General features: G+C 41.6%; 17 protein-coding genes and 1 tRNA gene. 5 read left to right on the top strand and 13 right to left on the bottom strand.

Annotated features, from left to right (window positions below):
• Positions 1-17 precede the first annotated feature (17 nt).
• From PDL71_RS06610 to PDL71_RS06575, 8 genes are all read right to left on the bottom strand, one after another.
• Positions 18-2252, bottom strand: a complete 2235-nt coding sequence (locus PDL71_RS06610; protein WP_407527054.1) for a TonB-dependent receptor — start codon at positions 2250-2252, stop codon at positions 18-20.
• Between the two features lie 82 nt (positions 2253-2334).
• Positions 2335-3522, bottom strand: a complete 1188-nt coding sequence (locus PDL71_RS06605) for an MFS transporter (protein WP_407527052.1) — start codon at positions 3520-3522, stop codon at positions 2335-2337.
• A 95-nt stretch (positions 3523-3617) separates the two neighbouring features.
• Complete coding sequence (locus PDL71_RS06600) at positions 3618-4436, bottom strand: hypothetical protein (protein ID WP_407527049.1); 819 nt, start codon at positions 4434-4436, stop codon at positions 3618-3620.
• A 31-nt stretch (positions 4437-4467) separates the two neighbouring features.
• The gene (locus PDL71_RS06595; RefSeq protein ID WP_407527045.1) at positions 4468-5007 is read right to left on the bottom strand and encodes a heavy-metal-associated domain-containing protein; all 540 of its coding nucleotides are present in this window, start codon (positions 5005-5007) and stop codon (positions 4468-4470) included.
• 60 nt (positions 5008-5067) lie between these two features.
• Positions 5068-5655, bottom strand: coding sequence for a heavy-metal-associated domain-containing protein (locus PDL71_RS06590; protein ID WP_407527042.1), 588 nt, complete (start codon positions 5653-5655; stop codon positions 5068-5070).
• Between the two features lie 149 nt (positions 5656-5804).
• Positions 5805-6203 carry an HYC_CC_PP family protein gene (locus PDL71_RS06585; RefSeq protein ID WP_407527039.1) on the bottom strand — a complete coding sequence of 133 codons (399 nt, stop codon included), beginning with the start codon at positions 6201-6203 and terminating at the stop codon, positions 5805-5807.
• A gap of 55 nt (positions 6204-6258) precedes the next feature.
• Entirely contained in the window at positions 6259-8310 is a 2052-nt protein-coding gene (locus tag PDL71_RS06580; RefSeq protein WP_407527037.1) for a putative porin, read from the bottom strand.
• Positions 8311-8413: 103 nt separating this feature from the next.
• The gene (locus PDL71_RS06575) at positions 8414-9235 is read right to left on the bottom strand and encodes a purine-nucleoside phosphorylase (RefSeq protein WP_407527034.1); all 822 of its coding nucleotides are present in this window, start codon (positions 9233-9235) and stop codon (positions 8414-8416) included.
• A 207-nt stretch (positions 9236-9442) separates the two neighbouring features.
• Here PDL71_RS06575 and sucC point away from each other — a divergent pair, with 207 nt between their 5' ends.
• The 3 genes from sucC (at position 9443) to PDL71_RS06560 (ending at position 11888) form a co-directional block, all read left to right on the top strand.
• On the top strand, positions 9443-10654 hold the full coding sequence (gene sucC / locus PDL71_RS06570; RefSeq protein WP_407527031.1) for an ADP-forming succinate--CoA ligase subunit beta: 1212 nt from the start codon (positions 9443-9445) through the stop codon (positions 10652-10654).
• A 196-nt stretch (positions 10655-10850) separates the two neighbouring features.
• A complete protein-coding gene (locus tag PDL71_RS06565; RefSeq protein ID WP_407527028.1) occupies positions 10851-11294 on the top strand; it encodes a CHRD domain-containing protein in 444 nt (147 codons plus the stop codon).
• A 111-nt stretch (positions 11295-11405) separates the two neighbouring features.
• On the top strand, positions 11406-11888 hold the full coding sequence (locus PDL71_RS06560) for a GNAT family N-acetyltransferase (protein ID WP_407527026.1): 483 nt from the start codon (positions 11406-11408) through the stop codon (positions 11886-11888).
• 51 nt (positions 11889-11939) lie between these two features.
• Here the strand turns inward: PDL71_RS06560 and PDL71_RS06555 are convergent, their stop codons facing one another.
• The 3 genes from PDL71_RS06555 to PDL71_RS06545 form a co-directional block, all read right to left on the bottom strand.
• Entirely contained in the window at positions 11940-15017 is a 3078-nt protein-coding gene (locus PDL71_RS06555; RefSeq protein WP_407527023.1) for a DUF2723 domain-containing protein, read from the bottom strand.
• 115 nt (positions 15018-15132) lie between these two features.
• Positions 15133-15954: an S-adenosyl-l-methionine hydroxide adenosyltransferase family protein gene (locus tag PDL71_RS06550; RefSeq protein ID WP_407527021.1), complete on the bottom strand. Its 822-nt coding sequence runs from the start codon at positions 15952-15954 to the stop codon at positions 15133-15135.
• A gap of 82 nt (positions 15955-16036) precedes the next feature.
• The gene (locus tag PDL71_RS06545; protein ID WP_407527018.1) at positions 16037-16843 is read right to left on the bottom strand and encodes an SDR family oxidoreductase; all 807 of its coding nucleotides are present in this window, start codon (positions 16841-16843) and stop codon (positions 16037-16039) included.
• A 150-nt stretch (positions 16844-16993) separates the two neighbouring features.
• Here PDL71_RS06545 and PDL71_RS06540 point away from each other — a divergent pair.
• Both PDL71_RS06540 and PDL71_RS06535 read left to right on the top strand, forming a co-directional pair.
• A tRNA-Lys gene (locus PDL71_RS06540) sits at positions 16994-17066 on the top strand.
• A 398-nt stretch (positions 17067-17464) separates the two neighbouring features.
• Complete coding sequence (locus tag PDL71_RS06535) at positions 17465-19960, top strand: hypothetical protein (RefSeq protein WP_407527015.1); 2496 nt, start codon at positions 17465-17467, stop codon at positions 19958-19960.
• Between the two features lie 134 nt (positions 19961-20094).
• Here the strand turns inward: PDL71_RS06535 and plsX are convergent, their stop codons facing one another.
• A complete protein-coding gene (gene plsX / locus PDL71_RS06530; protein ID WP_407527013.1) occupies positions 20095-21042 on the bottom strand; it encodes a phosphate acyltransferase PlsX in 948 nt (315 codons plus the stop codon).
• A 24-nt stretch (positions 21043-21066) separates the two neighbouring features.
• Entirely contained in the window at positions 21067-21261 is a 195-nt protein-coding gene (gene rpmF, locus PDL71_RS06525) for a 50S ribosomal protein L32 (RefSeq protein ID WP_407527010.1), read from the bottom strand.
• Positions 21262-21270: the final 9 nt, after the last annotated feature.

Raw genomic sequence — 21270 nt, 5'->3', positions numbered from 1 at the left:
ACTCGTTATAAAACGATTTAGTTAAACGTCCAGCGAAGCCCAATTACCACACGACGTTTCATCATGGGTGCATAATTGTACGATGGATCAAATGTATATCCAAACGGATTTGCTACGGGATCATCCACCGTTTTGTCAAAAGGATCAAAGGGACGCATAATGGGATCTGTAGGTAAAAAGTTCAACAGGTTTTGAATACCAAACATACATTCTGCATTTGCTTTTATCTTTTTTGCAAATTGAAGGTTGAGTAATGAATATACCGGGGAATATTCAGGCCGGTAATCATTTGGAAGAATAGGCAAACGCATGGGCCCTTGTGTGCGACCGGTAAAGTCAATCGTTAAGCGCCATGGTTGAATGGTATACCCTATTCCATAGTTTGCTGTAAAAGAAGGAGCGAATACCTGCTGTTCCTTTTCTTTTTGTTCATTTACAGTATAAACGTTCATAAAGGTGGCTCCTACATTGATGCGTAACCCTTTTCCTGTATTGTAGTCCAGCGTAGCGGATATACCTTTTGAAACAGAATGCCCGCTCAGGTTATCATACACAATCCACTCAGGATTTACGAAATAATCAGCAACAATACGATTCGTGAAATAAGTATAAAACAAGTTGGCATCAATGGTAAGTAATCCGTTGCCTGCATGATAATGCGAAAGCCAGTTAATATTTGCATTCCAGCTACGCTCCGGCTTTAATTGATTTTTGATAATCACAGTTCTGGCTCCTGTAAGTGCTGCATGATCTTCTGTAAACAGGTTCACCACTCTGAATCCGTTTCCACCGGTTAAACGGATCGTTTGATTTTCCGCAGCTTGCAGTTTTAAGCTCACCCTCGGTGAAAAAACAGCACCATGTTGATTGGTATGTTCATAACGCATTCCGGCAAGTAAGGTCATCTGCTGCATCAGCTTCCACTCATCCTGTACAAACAAACCTACAGAACGGGTAACAGCAGGCAGATTGGTTCCATCAGGTTTTTGAGTAGCAGCAGTAGCATCATCATAACGGTTCATACGTAGCGGTACACCTAAGAGCAGCTCATGATTTTTGACTTGTTTATTCCACCGTACCTGTGCAAATGCCACATGTTGATTGGCAGAATAATAAGTTGTACCGTAATAAGAATTCTGGTGATGAAAGTTGTAAGAATAATCAGCCGTAATTTGTTCATTGCCTATCTTAAAACCATAAGTGCCTAACAGTTCCAGGCGATTGGTGTAAATGCTTTCACCATAAACTTCATTTCCACCCCTGTATTTTTTTTGCCATTGCAGTTGACCACCCCACCTGTCTTCATAAACATAGCGTGCAGCAATAGTAGCCGGCAGTTGATTGTTTCTTTGAAAACTCCATTTATTAAAAACTGAAATCCTGTTTTGAAGTGCCGCATCTGTAAAACCATCTCCATTTACATCCCATCGGTTTTGAAACATAAAATGATTCACTCCCCATAAAGCACTTGCTTTTTTGAACCGAAGATTGGCAGCAAAATCAGTATTCACTTCGCCATAGGAAGAAACAGTAGTACCGGCGTTGATTTCATTTTTTGTGGCCGGATCTTTCGTAATGATATTGATGACACCTGCCAATGCCTCACTTCCATATAAAGTTGACGCAGGCCCTTTCACTACTTCGATTCGCTTGATGATGGAATTGGGAATGCCCATAAAACCATAAACAGATGATAAAGAACTCACCACAGGCATCCCATCAATCAACACCATTGTATAAGGCCCTTCCAAACCATTGATCTGAATGGCACCTGTATTGCAAACATTACAGGTAAGTTGCGGCTGTACACCATTAATCATACTTAATGCATCAAACAGGTTGTTATTGGCAGTACGTTTAAAAAAGCGTGCAGGATAAGTTTCTACAGGTAAGGGACTGGAAGAGCGATGTATACTTTTAAGTGTACCACTCACCACTACTTCCTCCAGTTGTTTATCAACAGGAGCTAACGGTATTTCAAGAAAAGATTTTGTTATGGAAAAGCGGATCATTTCTGTTTTATAGCCGGTAGCTGAAACCCGGAGTTCCTGTAGACTATCATCCTGAAGTAACAATTCAAAAGCTCCCCTTCCATCTGTAGTTACATGTTTATGCCCTTTGGAAATGTGCAGGGTGGCAAAAGCCACAGGCTCTTCTGTGAAACGGTTAATCACTACACCACGTACCAACTGTTGTGCTGAAGCTACACAACAACTGAGCATCAATAAACATAAAAGTAAAACCTGTTTCATTTTTTAGACTTGTCTAAATTTTTATTTAGACAAATTTAGAAAATAATTCAGTAAAGCAAAATATTTTTACCAGCAGAATGAGTTACCGGGGGGATTCAACCGGGGAACGGAAACTGAATTGCAGCCACAGCGCAATCAAAATGGCAGCCACCGCCACCGGAACAAAAACATAAACAGAACCTGCATTCATCCATATAAAACCTGCAAGTGTGCTGGCGGTAAGGGCGGCAACACTTTGTAAGCCGGTATAAAACCCGATAGCAGAAGCATTTTCACCGGCCGGAACCAGTGTACTGATCCATGCTTTGGCTACACCTTCAGTAGCCGCTGCATACAATCCATAACATAAAAACAATAGTACAAAATGCAGATGTGAAGCTGCAAATGCAAAGCCGGCGTAGGTAGCTGCATATAAAACAAGCCCTGCGAGAAAAATCGTTTTCATCCCGAAACGGTCAGCAGCTTTACCAAGCGGAAATGCAGCCATAGCATAAACAAGGTTGTAAAAAATATACATACCGATTACTGCGGTATCACTTACACCAGCTTCTTTAATCCTGAGCAAAAGAAATACATCTGAGCTGTTAATGAGTGCAAACAATATCAAAGTAACCAGGAGCTTTTCATAAGAAGCCGGGGCTTTTTTCCAATAAGTAAATGTTTGATGAAATGGTGGGATTCTTTTTGCAGCCGCCGCTTTGTTTTGTTCTTTCAGCAGTACGGTAACGCCAACTGCCAGCATACCCGGTATAAAAGCAAGTATAAACAACAGTTGATAACTTCCGGGGTATAAGTACAAAAACAATAATGCAATGGCCGGGCCCAATACAGCACCTGTTGTATCCATCATACGGTGAAAACCAAACACACTTGCTTTGTTGTTATGATTGGAGGCAGCATTGAGCATAGCATCCCTTGGTGCTGTTCGTATGCCTTTACCGGTACGGTCTAAAAATCTTGATAAAAAAACCCACCACCATTGTGCCGTTACCGCCAGCATGGGTTTTGAAACAGCGCTGAGTAAATAGCCCCAACGTACAAAAGGCAATCGTTTACCCGAAGCATCGCTCCACCTGCCGAAATAACTTTTACTGAAACCGGCAATGGCTTCTGCAAAACCTTCCAGCACGCCAATTAAAAAAACGGAATACCCTACTGTTTTGAGATAAACGGGCATTACAGGATAGAGCATTTCGCTGGCCACATCAGTAAGTAAACTTACAAGTGAAATGAGCCAGATAGCCTTTGTAATACCATGCTTTTTGAACATCGTTTACAAAGCTAAGGTTTCTGTACTCCGTTATTTACAGCAGTTCTTTTTTTGAAATAAAGACAAGATGAAGAAAAGTAATCTGCGAATCACCACTATTTAATTGCATTTAAAAAATAATATTCAAGACTTAAAAACACTGAACGGTCTGCCATGCGGTGTGTTGTTCCTTTTAACTGAAAACGTGCCCCCATGTTGAGTCTTGCACGGCTGTTAAAAATCAACTGTAATGCAGGAGCAATATCCAGGAAGCCAACATCAAGATCTGTATTTTTTTGGCCAAGAAACTCACAATACAAATTCAGGTTTGTTTGAGAAATACTTTCATAACTGCGGGGAAACAGCAGGTAACCCATGGACAGGTTATATTGCACGGCTTCATCAGAAAAGCCTCTGAAAAATTCAATCTTGTTTGCTTTCTCCAATTGCCTTACATAACTAACGCCACCTGATACAGCAAATTTATTGACCAGTTGCGTGCCTACTACACCTATCTGAAGACCACTGTTGTCGCCATCAAGGTTCAGCTCCTGGTACACTAAAGGATTGTTACTCCACGCACCTTGTGCAAAAACCGCAGCACGAAAATGCCGGTGTGCCGCATCATTGCTGTAGAAACGGTATTTGGTATATAATCGGGCGCTTTCAAAACGCATGGCATCATCAAAAAACATATTAGAGAAACTAACACCGCCTGCCACCATTAAATTTTTAGTAATACCCGCCTGCAACTCTGGAGCCACCCGGTATTCCCGTTGATTATTGTGATACGAAACCATGCTTTTACTGCTAAGCTTGGCTACCAGCGCTTTGCCCGGAATATTTGAAGCAGGATTTGTAAACACATATAACTCCTGTGCACTTAGTGAAGTACAGGCAAATATTAAAAGGATGATTGAAGATAAACGAAGCATACAATAATATTCTGGCGCAGCCATGCACCGTTTAAATAGTCACATTAAATACACGTGCGGATGCATCTGCACCAAGACCTTTTCCTTGAGCACCTGCTTTTTCCGTTTTGAGCAATTCACTTTTGCTTAGTGAAGTATATTTCTTTGCTTCTTTCAGCGGAACAAAAAATTTATTGATGATCTGAAAACTCTTTTCACCATTTAATACCTGGTCTTTTACTGAAACAAAATGCAGCAGCTGTCCGCCTACCATTACCAACGCATCATTTTTAATGGCTACCTCTTTAAACTCAGCTGATACAACCAGCATACCCACCGAAAAACCGGCACTTTCTACTTTTTTACGGATCATATCAAAATCCACATCGGAACCATCTTTAAACTTTAAATCATAGCTGGTATTTTTCAGATCTACATCTACTGTTTCAATAAAGGGAATTGTCTTGAGCGACTTGGTAATTGAGTTGCTGCACATAGCACAGGTTAAACCCAATGCCTGTAAGCGGGCACTTTTAAATTGTGCATTAACGGATGTACTAAAAAACAAAAACACCAGAAAAATATATTTCATACCACACTATTTAATAGATAAAAAAATGAGTGAAGCGGAGCGTCCGCTTCACTCAAAAAATTATTTATGGCTGCAGGAGCCACCTTTACAACAATCTGCTTTTGCAGTAGCGCCATCTTTCTTGCAGCAGCCTTCGCCTTTCTCACACTTCATATCTGCACAGCAGCCGCCTTTTTCTGCACACTTACCGCTTGCACAACAATCACTTTTACCTTCAGTTTTTTTGCAGCAGTCTTTACCACCTTCACATTTTCCATCTTTCATACAGCAGGCATCTTTTGTACCCTTATCGCCTTTTGAATTTACATCAGCTGCTTTACGGTCGTACTTGCAGCATTCATGCAATCCATCATAAGCGGCTTCAGGCGCTGTATATTTTACATTGTCATAACCGGCATCAGCAATGCCTTTCTGAATTTTATCTTCATTTGTTTTAGAAGCTGCGTACTTTACGGTTAACAGTTTGGAGTTCATATCCCAGTTGGCATAAGATGCCCCGCTGTTTTTTGCAGCGCCTTCAATAGTGGTTTTACACATACCACAATTACCCCACACTTTAAAAGATGAAGTTTTTACACTTGCTTTTTGTGCATTGGCAACACCTGCCATTAAAAAGAAGCAGGCAAATAAAATTTGAAACGTTTTCATAAAATGTATTTTGGTTTTGAATTTTTAATGATCATTATGTTCCTTTGGTATAACCCGGAACCGATTTATACGATTCAAGATGTATACAAAGTTACTCAAATGAGTAACGCATATCAATGTTGTTTATTGAAGCAACAACGAACTGATTCTTAAATTCTGAAAACATTTACCGCCCGGTAAACTTTGTTGAGAACAAGAGGTGGCGGTTCAAAGTAAGTATTTTGTAATTCTTTAGAACAACCTTGTAAAGATTGCTGGAGAGAGATAATTGTCACGGGACTTGAAAAAGTAAATGGCGCCATCGATGCTGATTCCTTAAAACCCTGCTGCACATCAGTAAGTTTAATAAACTGAATCTCATCATTACAACAATGACTTTCAGATTGATTCATTCCACATTTGCCACAGGTTTCGTCATTATCATCGTTTTCATAGCCAAACGTAACAGAAGAAATTTTACCCATGCAATAATGGATGTTTACAGCCATACCACTGCTTACGGCAAGGTAAAACATCGCAATAAATGCTATCAATAACTTCTTCAGCATAATGACTACAAAGATAGAATGCAGATTCTCCGCAAACAAGTCACAAAACCTAAACTTAGTTAACAAAGCCCCAAAAGATGCCAAAACGTATAAAAAAGCCGGGCATCGGCTGGGAAGGAGTTACCAGGTTGTTATTAAAGAACCCAAAGGATGGCGAAACCTGCATACTGTTCAGGTTTTCAGCTCTAATGAACATATAAAAGCTCCGGATCCTGAAATGAAGAAAAGCAGCTATATCAGGCAAATTGCTGATAGTAGTATCATTTTGCAAATAAAACTGACCCAGAACAGGTGAATAACCATCTGCTTTAAACGGTGTGTGATAACGTAACTCGAGGCCTGTGCTCAGGTTTAAATTCTTAAACATTTTTCCTTCATATGCAAGTCGGTTACGGGTAAAGAGCAGGGGCAGGTTTACCGGCGCATTAGGAGTAGCCTGTTGTGCAAAAGCCTCAGCATACCAGTTCCAGCGTTTACTCAAACGGAATTTTTTCTGGGCAGATAATTGCAGCACATTAAAGAGTGTGCCTTCCTGCTCCGCTTGGGAAATGCTTTTAAAATAGATATAATTCCCGGCAAGGAAATATTTGGCACCTAAACTCAATTGCTTTTGCGGCAAATCATATTGAACACCGGCTACTGTAGTATTTTCTTTGTTGAAATCTGTGTTACCGATATTGAGTCGTTTAAAATTGCTGAGATCGTTATGTACAAAAGAAGGAGTTCGGTTTACATTGGTAAAACTAAGTGTAAGAAAGCCCAGTTTATTTCCAATGAGTCTTTGCAGTGAGGCACTTACCTGGTAATCGCCTGCATATTCTCCGGCTGAGAAAAAGGTGCCGGCCAGTTCCATATCCCACTTTTTATTTTTAGTGCGGTTACGGTATTCTCCTTTCAGATACAGATTATTAAAGTTGGTAGTGTTCACTCCAAAATCTGCACGCAGGTTCTGATAGCCTGCTGCAACCTTTAAGTACTGTTGTTGATTTTTGATATCAGGGAAAGAATACAAAGCCAGTTCATTATCCAGTATCTGCCAGAAATCTTTGATACCGAACTTTGAAGGAAGATCTGTTAACCCATACAGTTTACGGTAACCGGCAGTATCAACTTTTACATCATTATATTCAAACTGGTAGCGGTTGTATTGTAATGTGTGTTGAAAACGTAGTCTCGGAAAAAAGAGATACATCACATTGGAATCGGTAATTATAGAATCCTTTTTACCTACATCGTAATGCTGACGCAGCAGCCAATTGGTAACGTTGTAACGGTTACCGGTATTGACTGTATTGCCAAACAAAGCCTGTATACCAACTGCACCTCCGCCCAGGTTGGTAGGAATATTTAAACGATTACCGAAAGCCGGTAAACTGTCTAAGAACCGATTACTGCTGATACCGCCATTTTCACTGGCTGCTAACTTGCTGGCAGAAAGAATAAAGAAAGCCGTGTATCTTTTCTTTGGAGAGATATACCAACTGTTAAAAAGATAATTATTGTGGTTGTTCAATTGGTTTCTGAACACACCCGGTGCATTGATGAGATTGTATTTAAAAGCAAAGTTCCAGTTGTAGCGGATGTTTTGTGTATGAAATACGGTAATATTTTGCTCCGCTTTACTGCCCAGCACATATACTAATTGTGTATAAGGTCGTGTGGTATTGTAAAATTTTACTTCCGGAATTTTTTGTATGTACGCATCATATGCATGCATTCCATGATCCCATCCTGCCTGCAGGTTAGGCTGAAACAAGAGAGAACGGGAAGCACTTCCGGTATTCCCTAAAAAAACATGCGTCCATGGTAAATACCAGCGACGGCTGAAATCATTCACACTCGAGTCAAGAAAATAAAAACGGGCGGTATCTAAATAGCGGTAAGCAATGGTTGCAGAATCTTCCAATCCGGTACGGTGTATCAATGAATCCTTGAACGGACCTGAACTTCCACCACCAAATCCACCTCCCCTGCCACCAAGTGAACTGCCAAATCCGCTGGGCATATTCTGCAGCAGGTTACGTCCGCCGCCCGGGCCACCGGGGCGTTGTGCCACAACTGAAACAGTTGCAGCAATAAGAATCATTAAATAAAAAATGCGGATCATCTGAATCTGTACTTGCTTAAACTACTTGGTCGGTGAAGACACCGACCAAGTGAATGATGCTGTAAAAATAGTTGAATTCATTGTTGTGCTTCCAAACAGCTTCTTAAAGTTGCTGTACCAGATGTTTAACAATGGCCGTCATCTTTGGTTCCGCTGCCTGTGCTGCTTCCAGCACTTCTTCATGTGTAATCACATTTTCTTCTTCACGGATGCCCAAATCTGTAATCACACTCATGGCAAAAACAGGAATATCCATATGACGGGCCACAATTACTTCCGGCACGGTACTCATACCCACTGCATCAGCACCCAGCACATGAATCATTTTATATTCAGCCCTTGTTTCAAAAGTGGGGCCTGTTACACTCAGGTAAATTCCTTCTCTTACTACAATTTTTAAATCAGCAGCGATGGCTTTTGCTTTGCTGATGAGTTCTTTTTTGTACGGCTCACTCATATCAGGGAAACGGGTACCGAATTGAGGTTCGTTTTTACCAATGAGCGGATTGATGCTGAACTGGCTGATGTGATCAGTTATGATCATCAAATCACCCACATTAAAAGCAGGGTTCACACCACCGGCGGCATTACTTAAGATCAGGGTTTCAATACCCAGGTATTTCATCACACGGATAGGATATACTACATCTTCAATGCTATAACCCTCGTAATAATGAAAACGGCCGGCCATTACTACAACATTCTTATTGCCAAGCTTTCCGAAAACCAATTTGCCTTTATGTCCTTCAACGGTTGAAACGGGGAAATGCGGGATATCATTATAACTGATTTCCTTTTGCACCTGCAGTTCATCTGTAAAATGCCCGAGGCCACTGCCCAAAACCACACCTACCTGCGAGGGTTCATTATAATGACGGCGGATAAAATCAACCGTTTCTCCGATCTTTTTAAGAATATCACTCATAGTAAAGATTAAGGCGACAAATATAGTTGTTTTGAATTGCTGTGTAGCGCTCATTTGCCTGTTCGCCCTGCAGGTTCAACATAACAATTTAATGCCCCTGATAAAGATGCAGATCAAACAGAAAACAGCAATATTTTAACCGGAACATTGTAAAAGCATTGTCTTCCAAAACAGCATCTTCCCTATCTTCGCCGAAATTTTTTCCATATGAACCTCCACGAGTATCAAGCCAAGGAACTTTTAAAGAAATACAATGTGCCGGTACAGGAAGGTATTGCCTGCAGTACTGTACACGAAGCAGAAGAAGCTTACCGCCAGATTAAAGGACAAACTGGTAACAGTTTTGCTGTTATCAAAGCACAGATTCATGCCGGCGGCCGTGGTAAAGGAGCAATTAAAGAAACCGGTGTAAATGGCGTGAAGGTGGCAAAAAATATTGACCAGGTTACGGAGTTTGCCAAAGGCATTTTAGGAGGCACATTGGTAACCATCCAAACAGGCCCTGCCGGTAAAGTGGTTAACAAAATTCTGGTAGCACAGGATATGTACTACGATGGACCCAGTGAGCGCAAAGAATTTTATCTTTCTATTTTGCTGGATCGTACCAAAAAGCAAAATGTAATCATGTACAGTACCGAAGGCGGAATGAATATTGAAGATGTGGCACATGATACGCCTGAAAAAATATTTAAAGAATGGGTACATCCTGGTGGACCGCTGCAAGGTTTCCAGGCACGTAAAATTGCTTTCAATCTCGGCTTAAGCGGAGAAGCATTTAAAAACTGTGTGAAGTTTGTAACGAATCTATATAATGCATACGTAAGTTTAGATTGCGGTATGCTTGAAATTAATCCTTTGTTTAAAGCGGCTGATGATAAAATCATTGCTGTGGATTGTAAGATGAATATTGATGACAATGCATTGATGCGTCATCCTGATATTGCTAACATGCGTGATACATCAGAAGAAGATCCTACTGAAGTAGAAGCAGGCAATCATAATCTCAACTTTATTAAGTTAGATGGCAATGTGGGGTGCATGGTAAACGGCGCCGGCCTGGCCATGGCAACCATGGATATGATTCAGTTAAGTGGCGGGCAGCCTGCCAACTTCCTGGATGTGGGCGGTACAGCCAATGCACAAACAGTGGAAGCGGGTTTCAAAATCATTTTGAAAGATCCCAATGTAAAAGCAATCCTTATCAACATCTTTGGTGGTATTGTTCGTTGCGACCGTGTGGCTGCCGGAGTAATTGAAGCTTATAAGTCTATCGGCAATATTCCTGTTCCAATTATTGTTCGTTTACAGGGCACCAATGCAGAAGAAGCTAAAAAGCTGATTGATGAAAGCGGACTGAAAGTACAAAGTGCCATCCAGTTAAGCGAAGCAGCAGACCTCGTAAAGAAAGCAGTAGCTTAATACAAGTTTTGCAAATCATATTTAAAAAGTCTTCCGCAGGGAAGACTTTTTTATTTTCAAAACAATGACAATCTCTTTCAGACAATCATTCTTCCCTTTCAGTACAGTTTGTTTTGAGCGGTGTTCATACCCACACTAACTTGTTAGGATTAATAACAGATTTCTGTTTCGATTTCTTCACTAAAATAAAATAGTTATGAAGCAAATGTTCCTGGCACTGCTGTTCTTATCCCTTGGATTTGCTGCGTGCAAAAAAGAAAAAGACCCTCCGGCCCCACCGGCGCCTCTTAGTTTTAAAGCCGTGCTATCGGGTGCTAATGAAGTGCCTGCTAATACTTCTACCGCAACCGGTGAGGCCAATGCTAAATTTGACCAGCAAACAAAAGTGCTTACGGTTACCATTACTTATACAGGCCTGAGTGCTGCATTAACAGCCTGGCATGTTCATAAAGCTGCCGCAGGATCAAACGGTTCTGTCGTATTTAATTTCGGTACACCGCAGCCAAGTGGTTTTGTTTACACTTCAGCCGCATTAACTACTGACCAGGAAACTGATCTTACAAGTGGTTTGTATTATGTAAACCTGCACACTTCCAATTTCGGAGGAGGAGAGATCAGGGGACAGTTGATTAAACAATAGGATTTGTTGATCCGTTATACCGGGCTTCCTGTCTTACCTGCAGGGAGCCTTTTTTATACCTGCCATCAAAGGAATGCAACAGCACGTTTTTCTTTTTTTTAGTTTTGACGCATGTCTATCCACATCAGACCCATTGAACAAAAAGATAACGGGGCATTAGCCATCATCATCAGGGAATCATTAGCTGAGTTTGGTGCCAACAAACCCGGAACCGTTTACTACGACAGTACAACAGATGCTTTGTATGAACTTTTCAAAACACCCGGCAGTGTTTACTTTATTGCTGAAGAAAATGGTGCGTTACTCGGCGGAGGCGGTATTTTTCCAACGGATGGATTACCGAACAAAACCTGTGAACTGGTGAAAATGTATTTGCACAAAGATGCAAGAGGTAAAGGCCTTGGCCGTACACTCATTGAACATTGCCTGCAATGGGCCAAACAAAACGGCTATGAACAGGTGTACCTTGAAACTATGCCCGAACTAAAGCAAGCATTGAAAGTGTATGAGTTATTCGGGTTTGAATACCTGGATGGTCCTTTGGGTAACAGCGGCCATTTTGGTTGTGATCGCTGGATGCTGAAACAATTATAATATCTAACTTTTCTCATAGAAAAAGCCCCGCATTTTGCGGGGCTTTCTGTTTTATTTTTTAGGAGTATCCACCGGGCTTTTAATTACCGGCGTCTGCTCTGCCGATGGTTTGGCACCGGCGCCATATTGCTTGAGAATACTGTCAATCATCGTAATGTATTCTTTAGCTTTTTCATATTCGTAATTCTGTGAAGGACCGATTTCTTCATCCTGTAATGATTCATAATAAGCTACCTGCTGCTGGCAATCTTTCTTCACCTGCTCTAATACTTTCTTCGCCAGTTCTGCATCGCCGGCTTCAAAAGCAGCCATACCAAAGTAGATGCTCTTTTCATTATGATCATTACCATAACGGCTGGCCATAGCATAAGGCATATTTTTTTCTGAAATCATCTTATCAGCCCGCTGCAATACTTTCTTAGCTTCCTCTTTACGGCCCAGCATATTAAGGTTCATAGCAAGAATGGTATGTGCATTACGGATGCTGGTTAAATGCCTGCGGTTTTCTTCATCAAAATAAACTCCGTTTTTATCGGCGCTGCCGTATTTGAATTTATTATTGATTTTATCCAGCATCCAATCAACATTTACGGTATTGCCTACATTGGCCAATGGCACCAACCGCCATGTTAATCCATCCTGGCGGAGGAATTCATCAAAACCAAGACCTAATGGTTGTGTGAAATAAATAGGACGCTTCCATTTATTGGCAGCAATGATATTTAAAATAGCCAGGTCGTTTTTAAACAAATAACCTTTGGCAATTTCAAATTTCACCTGGTCTACAATATTGCTGTCTTTAGCTGAAACAGTTCCGTTGGCCCGTACAAGATTTTTATCAACCGGTACAAACACACGCTTTACAGGAAAGAAGTTCAGCAAATCACCTGCAGGCGTCCGATACATTTTGGAAGGATCATCGCTACCCACCTGGTCTTTCATTAAACTGAACAAATCATAGTAGCTGGTATCAGGAGTTTGTGAATAAGGAATATAGTATGCTACATTTCGCTTATCCCCCGCAATCTGTGATTCATTCCAGATTACATCAAACGGAGCGCTTTCATTTACTTTATAACGTAACTGGTTAATATACCAATCTGTTCCCAAAAGACTCGTGTTTACTACACGTACATCCGGACGAACTCCTTTTACTTCCTGTGCATACCATAATGGATACGTATCGTTATCACCCACTGTAAACACGATAGCATTAGGCGCACAACTTTCCAGGTAGTTAGTAGCAAGATCAGGAGCTAATGTTTTTTTACTGCGGTCATGATCATCCCACTCCTGCTGTGCCATCAATAAAGGAACAGCTACCATGCATAAACCCGCTGCTGCATAAGAAGAAACGGCCCCTTTCAAAAACTTATCAAACCATTCCTTTACCTGGTAAAATCCTAAACCAATCCAGATGGCAAATGCATAGAAGCTTCCCACATAAGCATAATCACGCTCACGTGGCTGCGGACCAGCCTGGTTCAGGTAAAGTACAATGGCCAAACCGGTGAAGAAGAACAGTAAGGTAGCCACCAACCAATCTTTTCGGTTTTTATAATACTGGAACGCAAAACCCAATACACCTAAAATAAAGGGCAGTGCAAATAATTTATTATGCGCCTGGTTGTTCTTTAAACTATCGGGCATTAATTCCTGCTTACCTAACCGGATATTATCAATGAAGTTGATACCGGTAATCCAGTTACCATTTCTTTTTTCACCCACACCCTGCACATCATTTTGCTTACCGCTGAAGTTCCACATAAAATAACGCCAGTACATGATGTTTACCTGGTAACCAAAGAAGAACTTGATATTATCAGCCATATCTGGATCACGCTCGTAGGAAATCTTCCCTGTTTGACGGTCCTGCACTTTTTGAATACCGAGGAAACTGGCATAGTAATCAGCATGCCCCTGGTCGTTACTGGCATCCCATACACGTGGGAAAATCATTGTTTGCTCAGCAGGATAAACGGCTTTACGTTTTTTACCAACTATTTCATATTTGTCACCCACACGTTGATATTGATCTCCAACTTCTTCATAATCCGCTTCAGCAGTAAACATTTGGCCTTTTAAAAGAGGAACATCACCATATTGTTCACGACTTAGATAACTCACCAATGCCATGGGGTTATTTACATCATTCATATCTACAGAAGGATCTGCATTAGAACGGATCATCGTAGTCATGTAAGTAGAATAACCAATCAACATGAAGGCAAAACTCCATAAACCCAAACGCAAAAAGCGTTTATGATTCGCATGGGCCCAGCGTAAACCAACCCATATAAGAATCGCCACTAAGAAAAAGAAAAAGATAAAGCCACTAAAGAACGGAAGACCAAAATCGTTTACAAACAAACGATCAAATAAACCGGCCCCGGAAATGCTCCATTGGATCACAGCTTTCTGTACCACACCTGTTATTACACAACCAATAATAAATGCAATGATTCCACCGCTCCAGGTAGGTTTGTAACGGCGGAAGTAATACACCATTACAATGGCGGGAATGGTTAAGAGGTTTAATAAGTGTACACCGATACTCAAACCCATCATGAAGAAGATGAGTACAATCCAGCGCTCAGCATGGGTACGTTTTAAATCATCATCACCGGCTTTTTCATCTTCATGATCCCACTTTAAGATCATCCAGAATACAACAGCTGTAAAGAAAGAACTCAATGCATACACCTCGCCTTCCACAGCGCTGAACCAGAATGAATCACTGAATGTGTATGCTAAAGAACCGATAACGCCGGCTGCCATTACATTAAACAAGGCATTACCGGTTAACTCGTCCTGTGCTTTATAAAACAAACGGCGGCTGAAATGTGTGATGGTCCAGAAAAGAAACATAATGGTAAAACCACTGGCCAATGCTGATAAGAGGTTAACACCTACTGCAGCATCATTGGGAGTAACCATAGAAAACAAGCGGCCCAGCAATATAAACAGCGGCGCTCCCGGCGGATGCGGTATCTGCAATTTATACGCACTTGAAATAAACTCACCGGTGTCCCACAAACTGCCTGTAGGCTCCATGGTTAAAATATAAACGCTGCAGGCAATAAGGCCTACAATCCAACCTGTAATGTTGTTAACCTTTTGAAAATTCATAGTTGAGAATTGGTTTTGATACCCTTTTTAAGGGGGCAGGCAAAAATAAGGAGATGCAGGTAGAAACGAAGGATTTGAAATGGTTTTAACAAGACGCAGTTATCCCGGAATTCACTTACTCAAAAAACACTCTGATGGTTTGGTAAAACAACCTGCTTTGTGTGTATTGGCTGATATTCTTTTCAGAAAAACCCTGGAGACCAAACAAACCCGCCGCATTTCCTTTGTTTACTGCAATTTCAAGATAACCGGCTGAGTTAAACAGGGCCAGCTTTTCTCCTTCAGGAACATCGGCATAGGTTTCACTGAGTTTATCAATCACTTCATCCCGTTTAAATGCAATTTTAAAACGGCGGCCTTTACGCTGTGCTTCAAAATCGTCACGGGTAATATTCACAATTACATTTTCAAAATGATCAATAAAGATGATTTGCCCTTCAATGGAATTGCCGGTGGTAAGTGGGCGAAGCGGGTTGCGTACCTGAATGGAAACAGATGCATCGCCTAACTGCGGCAGCGTTTTGCCGGTGGCAACAGCAGCAATAGCCCGACCCATCACTTCTGTACAATAAAGTGTATTGCGGTGATAGGATTTATCGAGCGGTAAGGCCACCACCTGTTCCGGTGTTTCTTCCAGTATCATTGTGATGAGTCCGTTATCTGCCAGACACAGGTATTGATCCCGGTGCTTTACCAGCAACATATGCTCCGGCGGGTATTGAAATAAATTCACCAATATGATATGAAAGGTACCGGCCGGAAATTGTTTGATGGTATTACGGATAACATAAGCCGCCTGGGAATCATTGAAGGGATGAAGTTCATGGGTAACATCCACCAACTGAAAGGAAGGATCCATTTTCATTAATACCCCTTTCACTGCAGCGGAAAGATAATCCTGCTTTCCAATATCTGAAGTAAGTGTTATGAGAGGCATGAATGGTTAATGATTATCAGGTAAAAATAGTAAATCAAAAAATCAAACTGCAAAGAACAGGTAAATGCAGCAACAAACAATTTCATTTAACCAACTCATTGTTCTTATAAAAGAATTTATGAGCCATTTTATCTGCAAAACCCGGAAAAAATTTGGAAAGAAAAATCGTTCGCCTGTCGTTGAATGTATACACAAGAGTTCGTTTGCGTTTGCCAATGGCTTCATAAGTAATAAGTGCACATTGTTCGGCCGTCATCAAGCCTGCTTCATCCAGCGTTGAATAGCCTTGAGAAGATCCATCTTTCTGCAGCGCTGCATTTCGGATATTGCTGGCCGTAAAGCCGGGGCAAACCCACATAACATGTGTACCGCTTTGCAACAACTCTGTACGTAAAGATTCCAGGAATCCCTGCATCGCAAACTTTGAAGCACTGTATCCGGTTCTGCCCGGTAAGCCACGATAACCGGCTACTGATGATACACCCACAATCGTTCCTTTGCGACTGACGATGGAATCAAGTGCATATTTGGTGCAATAGACCATTCCAAAAAAATTTATGCCCATCACTTTGCGGATAACAGAAGGATCTGCTTCTTTCAATTCTGCCCGCATTGAAATGCCGGCATTGTTGATGAGGATATCAATACCACCGAAATTTTCAATGGCATGTTGAATAAAACGTTTACAGTCATCTTCTTTACTCACATCACTCACTTCTGTATGAAGGGGTTTTCCTGAATAAAGAGTTTGCAGTTGATAGAGTTTATCATGATTGCGGGCACAGGTTGCAACTTTAGCACCACTGTTTAACGCTAATTCCACCAATGCTTTACCAATTCCATCGCTGCCACCTGTAATAACAACCACTTTATTCTTTAAAAATTCCATTTGTATTACTTGATTTGTAGCAAAAATAAGCGGTGCTGATGCATCAAAAGTTGAAAGATGTGGAAAGATGTGAAAACATTTTTTTTGAAAGTTTGGGAGCGATACTGAATTACCCTATTTTTGCACTCCCAAAAACGGAAACGTTTGGATGATTCCGTAGCTCAGTTGGTAGAGCACGACACTTTTAATGTTGGGGTCCTGGGTTCGAGTCCCAGCGGGATCACAAACCACGCAAATGCGTGGTTTTTTTATGTACATAACTTAACACCTGTAAGCTTTTGTGCCTTAAAAAAGCAAATAGGGCAGAACTATAACCGCATCGTGTTTTCCATAAACTTTTCCATTTTTCTGCTGTTACATCCTCCATACCTCTACAATCACAGTTCTGCTGCTTCTAAATCACTGACCAGTTCTTTTATGATTTGTTAATATACAGGTAAGCATTTTTACTTAGTTAATCATTACGGTTTCATGTTTATTTTGAAATTTAGTCCTTTACGGAAGGAACATGGCACTATAATGGTATAACTCTGCATAACCCTGTGAAAACACCGCTAAATTTTAAAACCATATCCTGTGATGAAAAAAATTGTACTCCTATGTACATGCATGGCTGTATGCATGTCTTTAGCGGTTAAAAGTCAAACAATCATCGGCCGTCAGATAGCCGAGCAATTTCCGATCAATGCCTGGGGCGGCACCACTTATGCCCTCACCTGGCTTCCTCAAACGTATAACAGCACAACGAGGGAGTATCCGCTCATCATCTTCCTTCATGGATCAGGTGAAGCCGGTACCGGTCTTGCAAACTTATCCCGTGTAAACAATACCGGGCTTCCGAACCGTATTGCCAATGGCTTTAATGCAGTGGCTGTAAATCCCCGCACCGGCGTACAGGACAGTTTTATTGTTGTGTCTCCTCAAGCTCCTACCTGGAGTTATAATTACACAGAGCTCAAACATATACTGCCGGCCATTTTAAACAAATACAGGGTTGACAGAAGACGTATTTACCTCACCGGTTTATCAGCCGGGGGCGGTGGTACCTTTTCAACCTTTGGAAGCAGGGATTCCCTGTTTATTAAAAACTTTGCGGCCATGGCTACTGCCAGCAGTGCCGGTACCAATGCCAGCAATGGTTATACAGCCGTTGAAGTGGAACAGGGATTGAAGTTCGGCTCACAGTATGGCGTTAAAATGTGGACGGTAGCCGGAGATGCTGATTACCTTTTAAGTACCGATATACGTTACCATGACAGTACGAATCTGCTCAATCCGGTACCACCTAACAAATTAACAGTATTGGCCGGAGTGGGTCACTCTGCATGGAACCAGATGTACAATCCTTCCTTCAGACCAACCATTAGCTACTATGGTAATAATGGTAACTGTACTAATGGATGTGCCGCCGGAGGTATACCCGTTGCACCTAACACTAATGGCTCTGCAGTAAGAGGAACCGGTGCTACACAAGATAGTTTGAACCTTTATGAATGGTTTCTTCTTTACGAACGAAATACAACCGATTTTTCGCCCAATGTGGGCGACTACCGTTCCGCTGCTCCCAAACCAACAGGAGGAAGATGGAATACAGCATCCAACTGGAGACGTTTTGATGGAGCAGCATGGGTTACCACCTCTGTTATTCCAAACAGTACCAACGGAGGAGTTATTACCATTGCAGGAACTGATAGTCTTGAAATTGATGCAGCCGTTACTGCCGACCAGGTGATTGTAAACAGCGGAGGGGTTTTAAGTGTACAATCAGCCAACCTCAGTTTAACTGACGGACCCGGAGCAGAACTGCTGATCAATGGTAAACTCGTTCTTTCCGATTTAAGAACAATAAGCGGTGCCGGTACAGCACAGATCAACGGCAGTTTTGATTGGTTCGGCGGCACTTTAGCAATACCAATAACCACTTCTGCAGCTGCTGTTACAAACGTGAGTGGCAATTTCAACAAAACATTATCAGCCAATTTCATCAACCAGGGAACTTTCAACTGGAGTTCTGGGCTCACGGCCGGTAATATCATTTTCAACAACGCTGTTTTTACCAATAGTGGTTTGTTAAATGAAACCTTTACATCTAACAGAGGAATTGCGCAAGGCAGTGGTACTAATGCTTTCATCAACAGCGGTACGTTTAAAAAACTTTCAGCCTTTACATTCCTCAACAATACGTTGCCTTTCACAAATGCCGGAATACTACAAGGTATTGGCGGATTTAATTTCTCCAGCGGCAGTCTTGTAAACACAGGAACAATTAAACCGGGTAATTCGCCGGGTGTACTTACCATTAATGATGCTGGTTTATCCGGCCAGACATCCACTATCAGAATTGAGATTTTTAATGGTTCAGGTGCCGGTACCGGTCACAACGTACTGGATCTTACAGGAAACATTACTTTAACCGGAAACCGTTTGAATATTACAGACAACTTCGGAGCGCCACAACAATCTTATACTATTCTTACAACTACCGGAACCATTACAGGCACATTTACTCAAACAACCTTACCTCCCGGCTATACCGTTTCATACACTTCCAATAGTGTTATTGCTACAAAGGGCTCCGGTACGCTTCCGGCACTTTGGGGAAGTTTTGATGCTAAGCTGGTACAAGGTGCTGTAAGACTCAACTGGAATACCTTACAGGAACAAAACACTTCTCACTTTGTAATTGAACATTCAACTGACGGAAGAAATTATACAGCCGCCGGTGAAGTGAAAGCGCAGGGCAACAGCAGCTCAACTGCATACTATGAGTTTTTACATACTACCCCGCCGGCTGCAAAAACAAATTACTACCGTTTACGGTTGGTGGATCTGGATGGAAAAGAAAATGTATCGCAGATAAGAGCCGTTAAACAGGTTGTGGACAATGAAATGGTACAGTTAATTTCAACCGTTTCAACCGGTGATGTACAACTGATTGTATTTGCCAATCAAACACAGATTAAAGTAATGGATATGGCCGGCAGAACACATCTTTTAAAAACGTTGAACACAGGATTTCAAACCCTGTCAACATCTAACCTGCCGGGCGGTCTTTACAAACTCATTGCATGGAAAGATAACCAGGCCATACAAACTATCAGTTTTATCAAACGATAACTCAGGAAACATTCATCTTTAAAATCGAAGGGCTGCCTGTATAGGGCAGCCCTTTACTATTTTATAAACTAATAATGTAATAACTGTTACTATAGAATACTTCTAAACAACAGCAACATCAGCATGATTACTTATTAACTGTTCTCCTCCGTCACAAACTTCTCCTTCATCTTTTCCAGCAGTCTTGTTTCAATCATCTTTACCGCCAGAAGAATCATATTTTTAAAGGCAGTAGCTGTGGAAATTCCATGCCCTACAATCACGGGCTTGTCAACTCCCAAAATGGGTGTGCCGCCATAGGTTTCATAATTCAGCCTTTTGAAATAATCATCCTCATCTATATGCCTTGTTTTGGCAATATCAAAAATACTTTCGCCCAGTTTCAGAATCACATTGCCCGTAAATCCATCACACACCATTACATCCGCTTTACCTGTAAGCAGTTCCCTTCCTTCAATATTTCCAATGAAGTTGATGTTTTCGTTTTCCTTGAGCAGTTTGTAAGCCGCTTGAGAGAGCAAATTGCCTTTCCCTTCCTCTTCCCCAATGTTCACCAACCCAACGGTTGGATTTTCAATATCCAGAATATTCTGTGCATAGATGCTGCCCAGGATGGCATTCTGCAACAGATTTTCAGGTTTACAATCTGCCTGCAATCCCACATCCAGCAACAAACCATAACCGCCCTGCACTTTGGGAATCACCGTTGAAATGGTAGGACGAATCACACCTTCAATGGCTTTAATCGTGTAAAACACACCCACCATCATCACCCCTGTATTACCGGCGCTGATGAAAGCATCAATCTTACCATCGGCCAGCAGTTGAAAACCTACGCTCATGGAAGAGTTGGGTTTTTCACGCAGGGCACGTGTGGGCGGCTCCTGCATACCAATCACTTCAGGCGCATGAATAAATTTAACAGCAGGGGGAATGTTTACGTAATGTTTCCGGAGGATGGCTTCGTCACCAATCAGGTGCAACTCTATTCCGTAAGGAGGTTCTTTTAAAAACAAATCTACGCCCAACAGCGGCTGCTGAGGGGCGTAGTCGCCACCCATCATGTCAATACCAATGACCATGCAGGCAAATTAAGTATAAAAGCGTTACGCTTTGGCAGGAGCTTTTTCAGCTACTAACTTTCCTTTGTAGTACAGTTTGCCTTCGCTCACATGTGCACGATGACGAACATGCATATCACCTGTAGCAGTGTCTTTACTCAAAGTAACAGTTTCTGCTTTGTAGTGTGTACGGCGCTTGGCACTGCGTTGCTGCGAATGTCTGCGTTTAGGATTAGGCATATCTTTAAA

It is taken from the genome of Lacibacter sp. MH-610 (genome assembly GCF_045780045.1).
Classification (GTDB): Bacteria; Bacteroidota; Bacteroidia; order Chitinophagales; family Chitinophagaceae; genus Lacibacter.
The sequence above is the reverse complement of the archived record's forward strand: the minus strand, read 5'-3'. Positions and strand labels throughout refer to the sequence as shown.

Coding starts and splice junctions, on each gene's coding strand:
- PDL71_RS06610 (WP_407527054.1), bottom strand. CDS start 2,252: ATGAAACAGGTTTTACTTTTATGTTTATTGATGCTCAGTTGTTGTGTA.
- PDL71_RS06605 (WP_407527052.1), bottom strand. CDS start 3,522: ATGTTCAAAAAGCATGGTATTACAAAGGCTATCTGGCTCATTTCACTT.
- PDL71_RS06600 (WP_407527049.1), bottom strand. CDS start 4,436: ATGCTTCGTTTATCTTCAATCATCCTTTTAATATTTGCCTGTACTTCA.
- PDL71_RS06595 (WP_407527045.1), bottom strand. CDS start 5,007: ATGAAATATATTTTTCTGGTGTTTTTGTTTTTTAGTACATCCGTTAAT.
- PDL71_RS06590 (WP_407527042.1), bottom strand. CDS start 5,655: ATGAAAACGTTTCAAATTTTATTTGCCTGCTTCTTTTTAATGGCAGGT.
- PDL71_RS06585 (WP_407527039.1), bottom strand. CDS start 6,203: ATGCTGAAGAAGTTATTGATAGCATTTATTGCGATGTTTTACCTTGCC.
- PDL71_RS06580 (WP_407527037.1), bottom strand. CDS start 8,310: ATGATCCGCATTTTTTATTTAATGATTCTTATTGCTGCAACTGTTTCA.
- PDL71_RS06575 (WP_407527034.1), bottom strand. CDS start 9,235: ATGAGTGATATTCTTAAAAAGATCGGAGAAACGGTTGATTTTATCCGC.
- sucC (WP_407527031.1), top strand. CDS start 9,443: ATGAACCTCCACGAGTATCAAGCCAAGGAACTTTTAAAGAAATACAAT.
- PDL71_RS06565 (WP_407527028.1), top strand. CDS start 10,851: ATGAAGCAAATGTTCCTGGCACTGCTGTTCTTATCCCTTGGATTTGCT.
- PDL71_RS06560 (WP_407527026.1), top strand. CDS start 11,406: ATGTCTATCCACATCAGACCCATTGAACAAAAAGATAACGGGGCATTA.
- PDL71_RS06555 (WP_407527023.1), bottom strand. CDS start 15,017: ATGAATTTTCAAAAGGTTAACAACATTACAGGTTGGATTGTAGGCCTT.
- PDL71_RS06550 (WP_407527021.1), bottom strand. CDS start 15,954: ATGCCTCTCATAACACTTACTTCAGATATTGGAAAGCAGGATTATCTT.
- PDL71_RS06545 (WP_407527018.1), bottom strand. CDS start 16,843: ATGGAATTTTTAAAGAATAAAGTGGTTGTTATTACAGGTGGCAGCGAT.
- PDL71_RS06535 (WP_407527015.1), top strand. CDS start 17,465: ATGTCTTTAGCGGTTAAAAGTCAAACAATCATCGGCCGTCAGATAGCC.
- plsX (WP_407527013.1), bottom strand. CDS start 21,042: ATGGTCATTGGTATTGACATGATGGGTGGCGACTACGCCCCTCAGCAG.
- rpmF (WP_407527010.1), bottom strand. CDS start 21,261: ATGCCTAATCCTAAACGCAGACATTCGCAGCAACGCAGTGCCAAGCGC.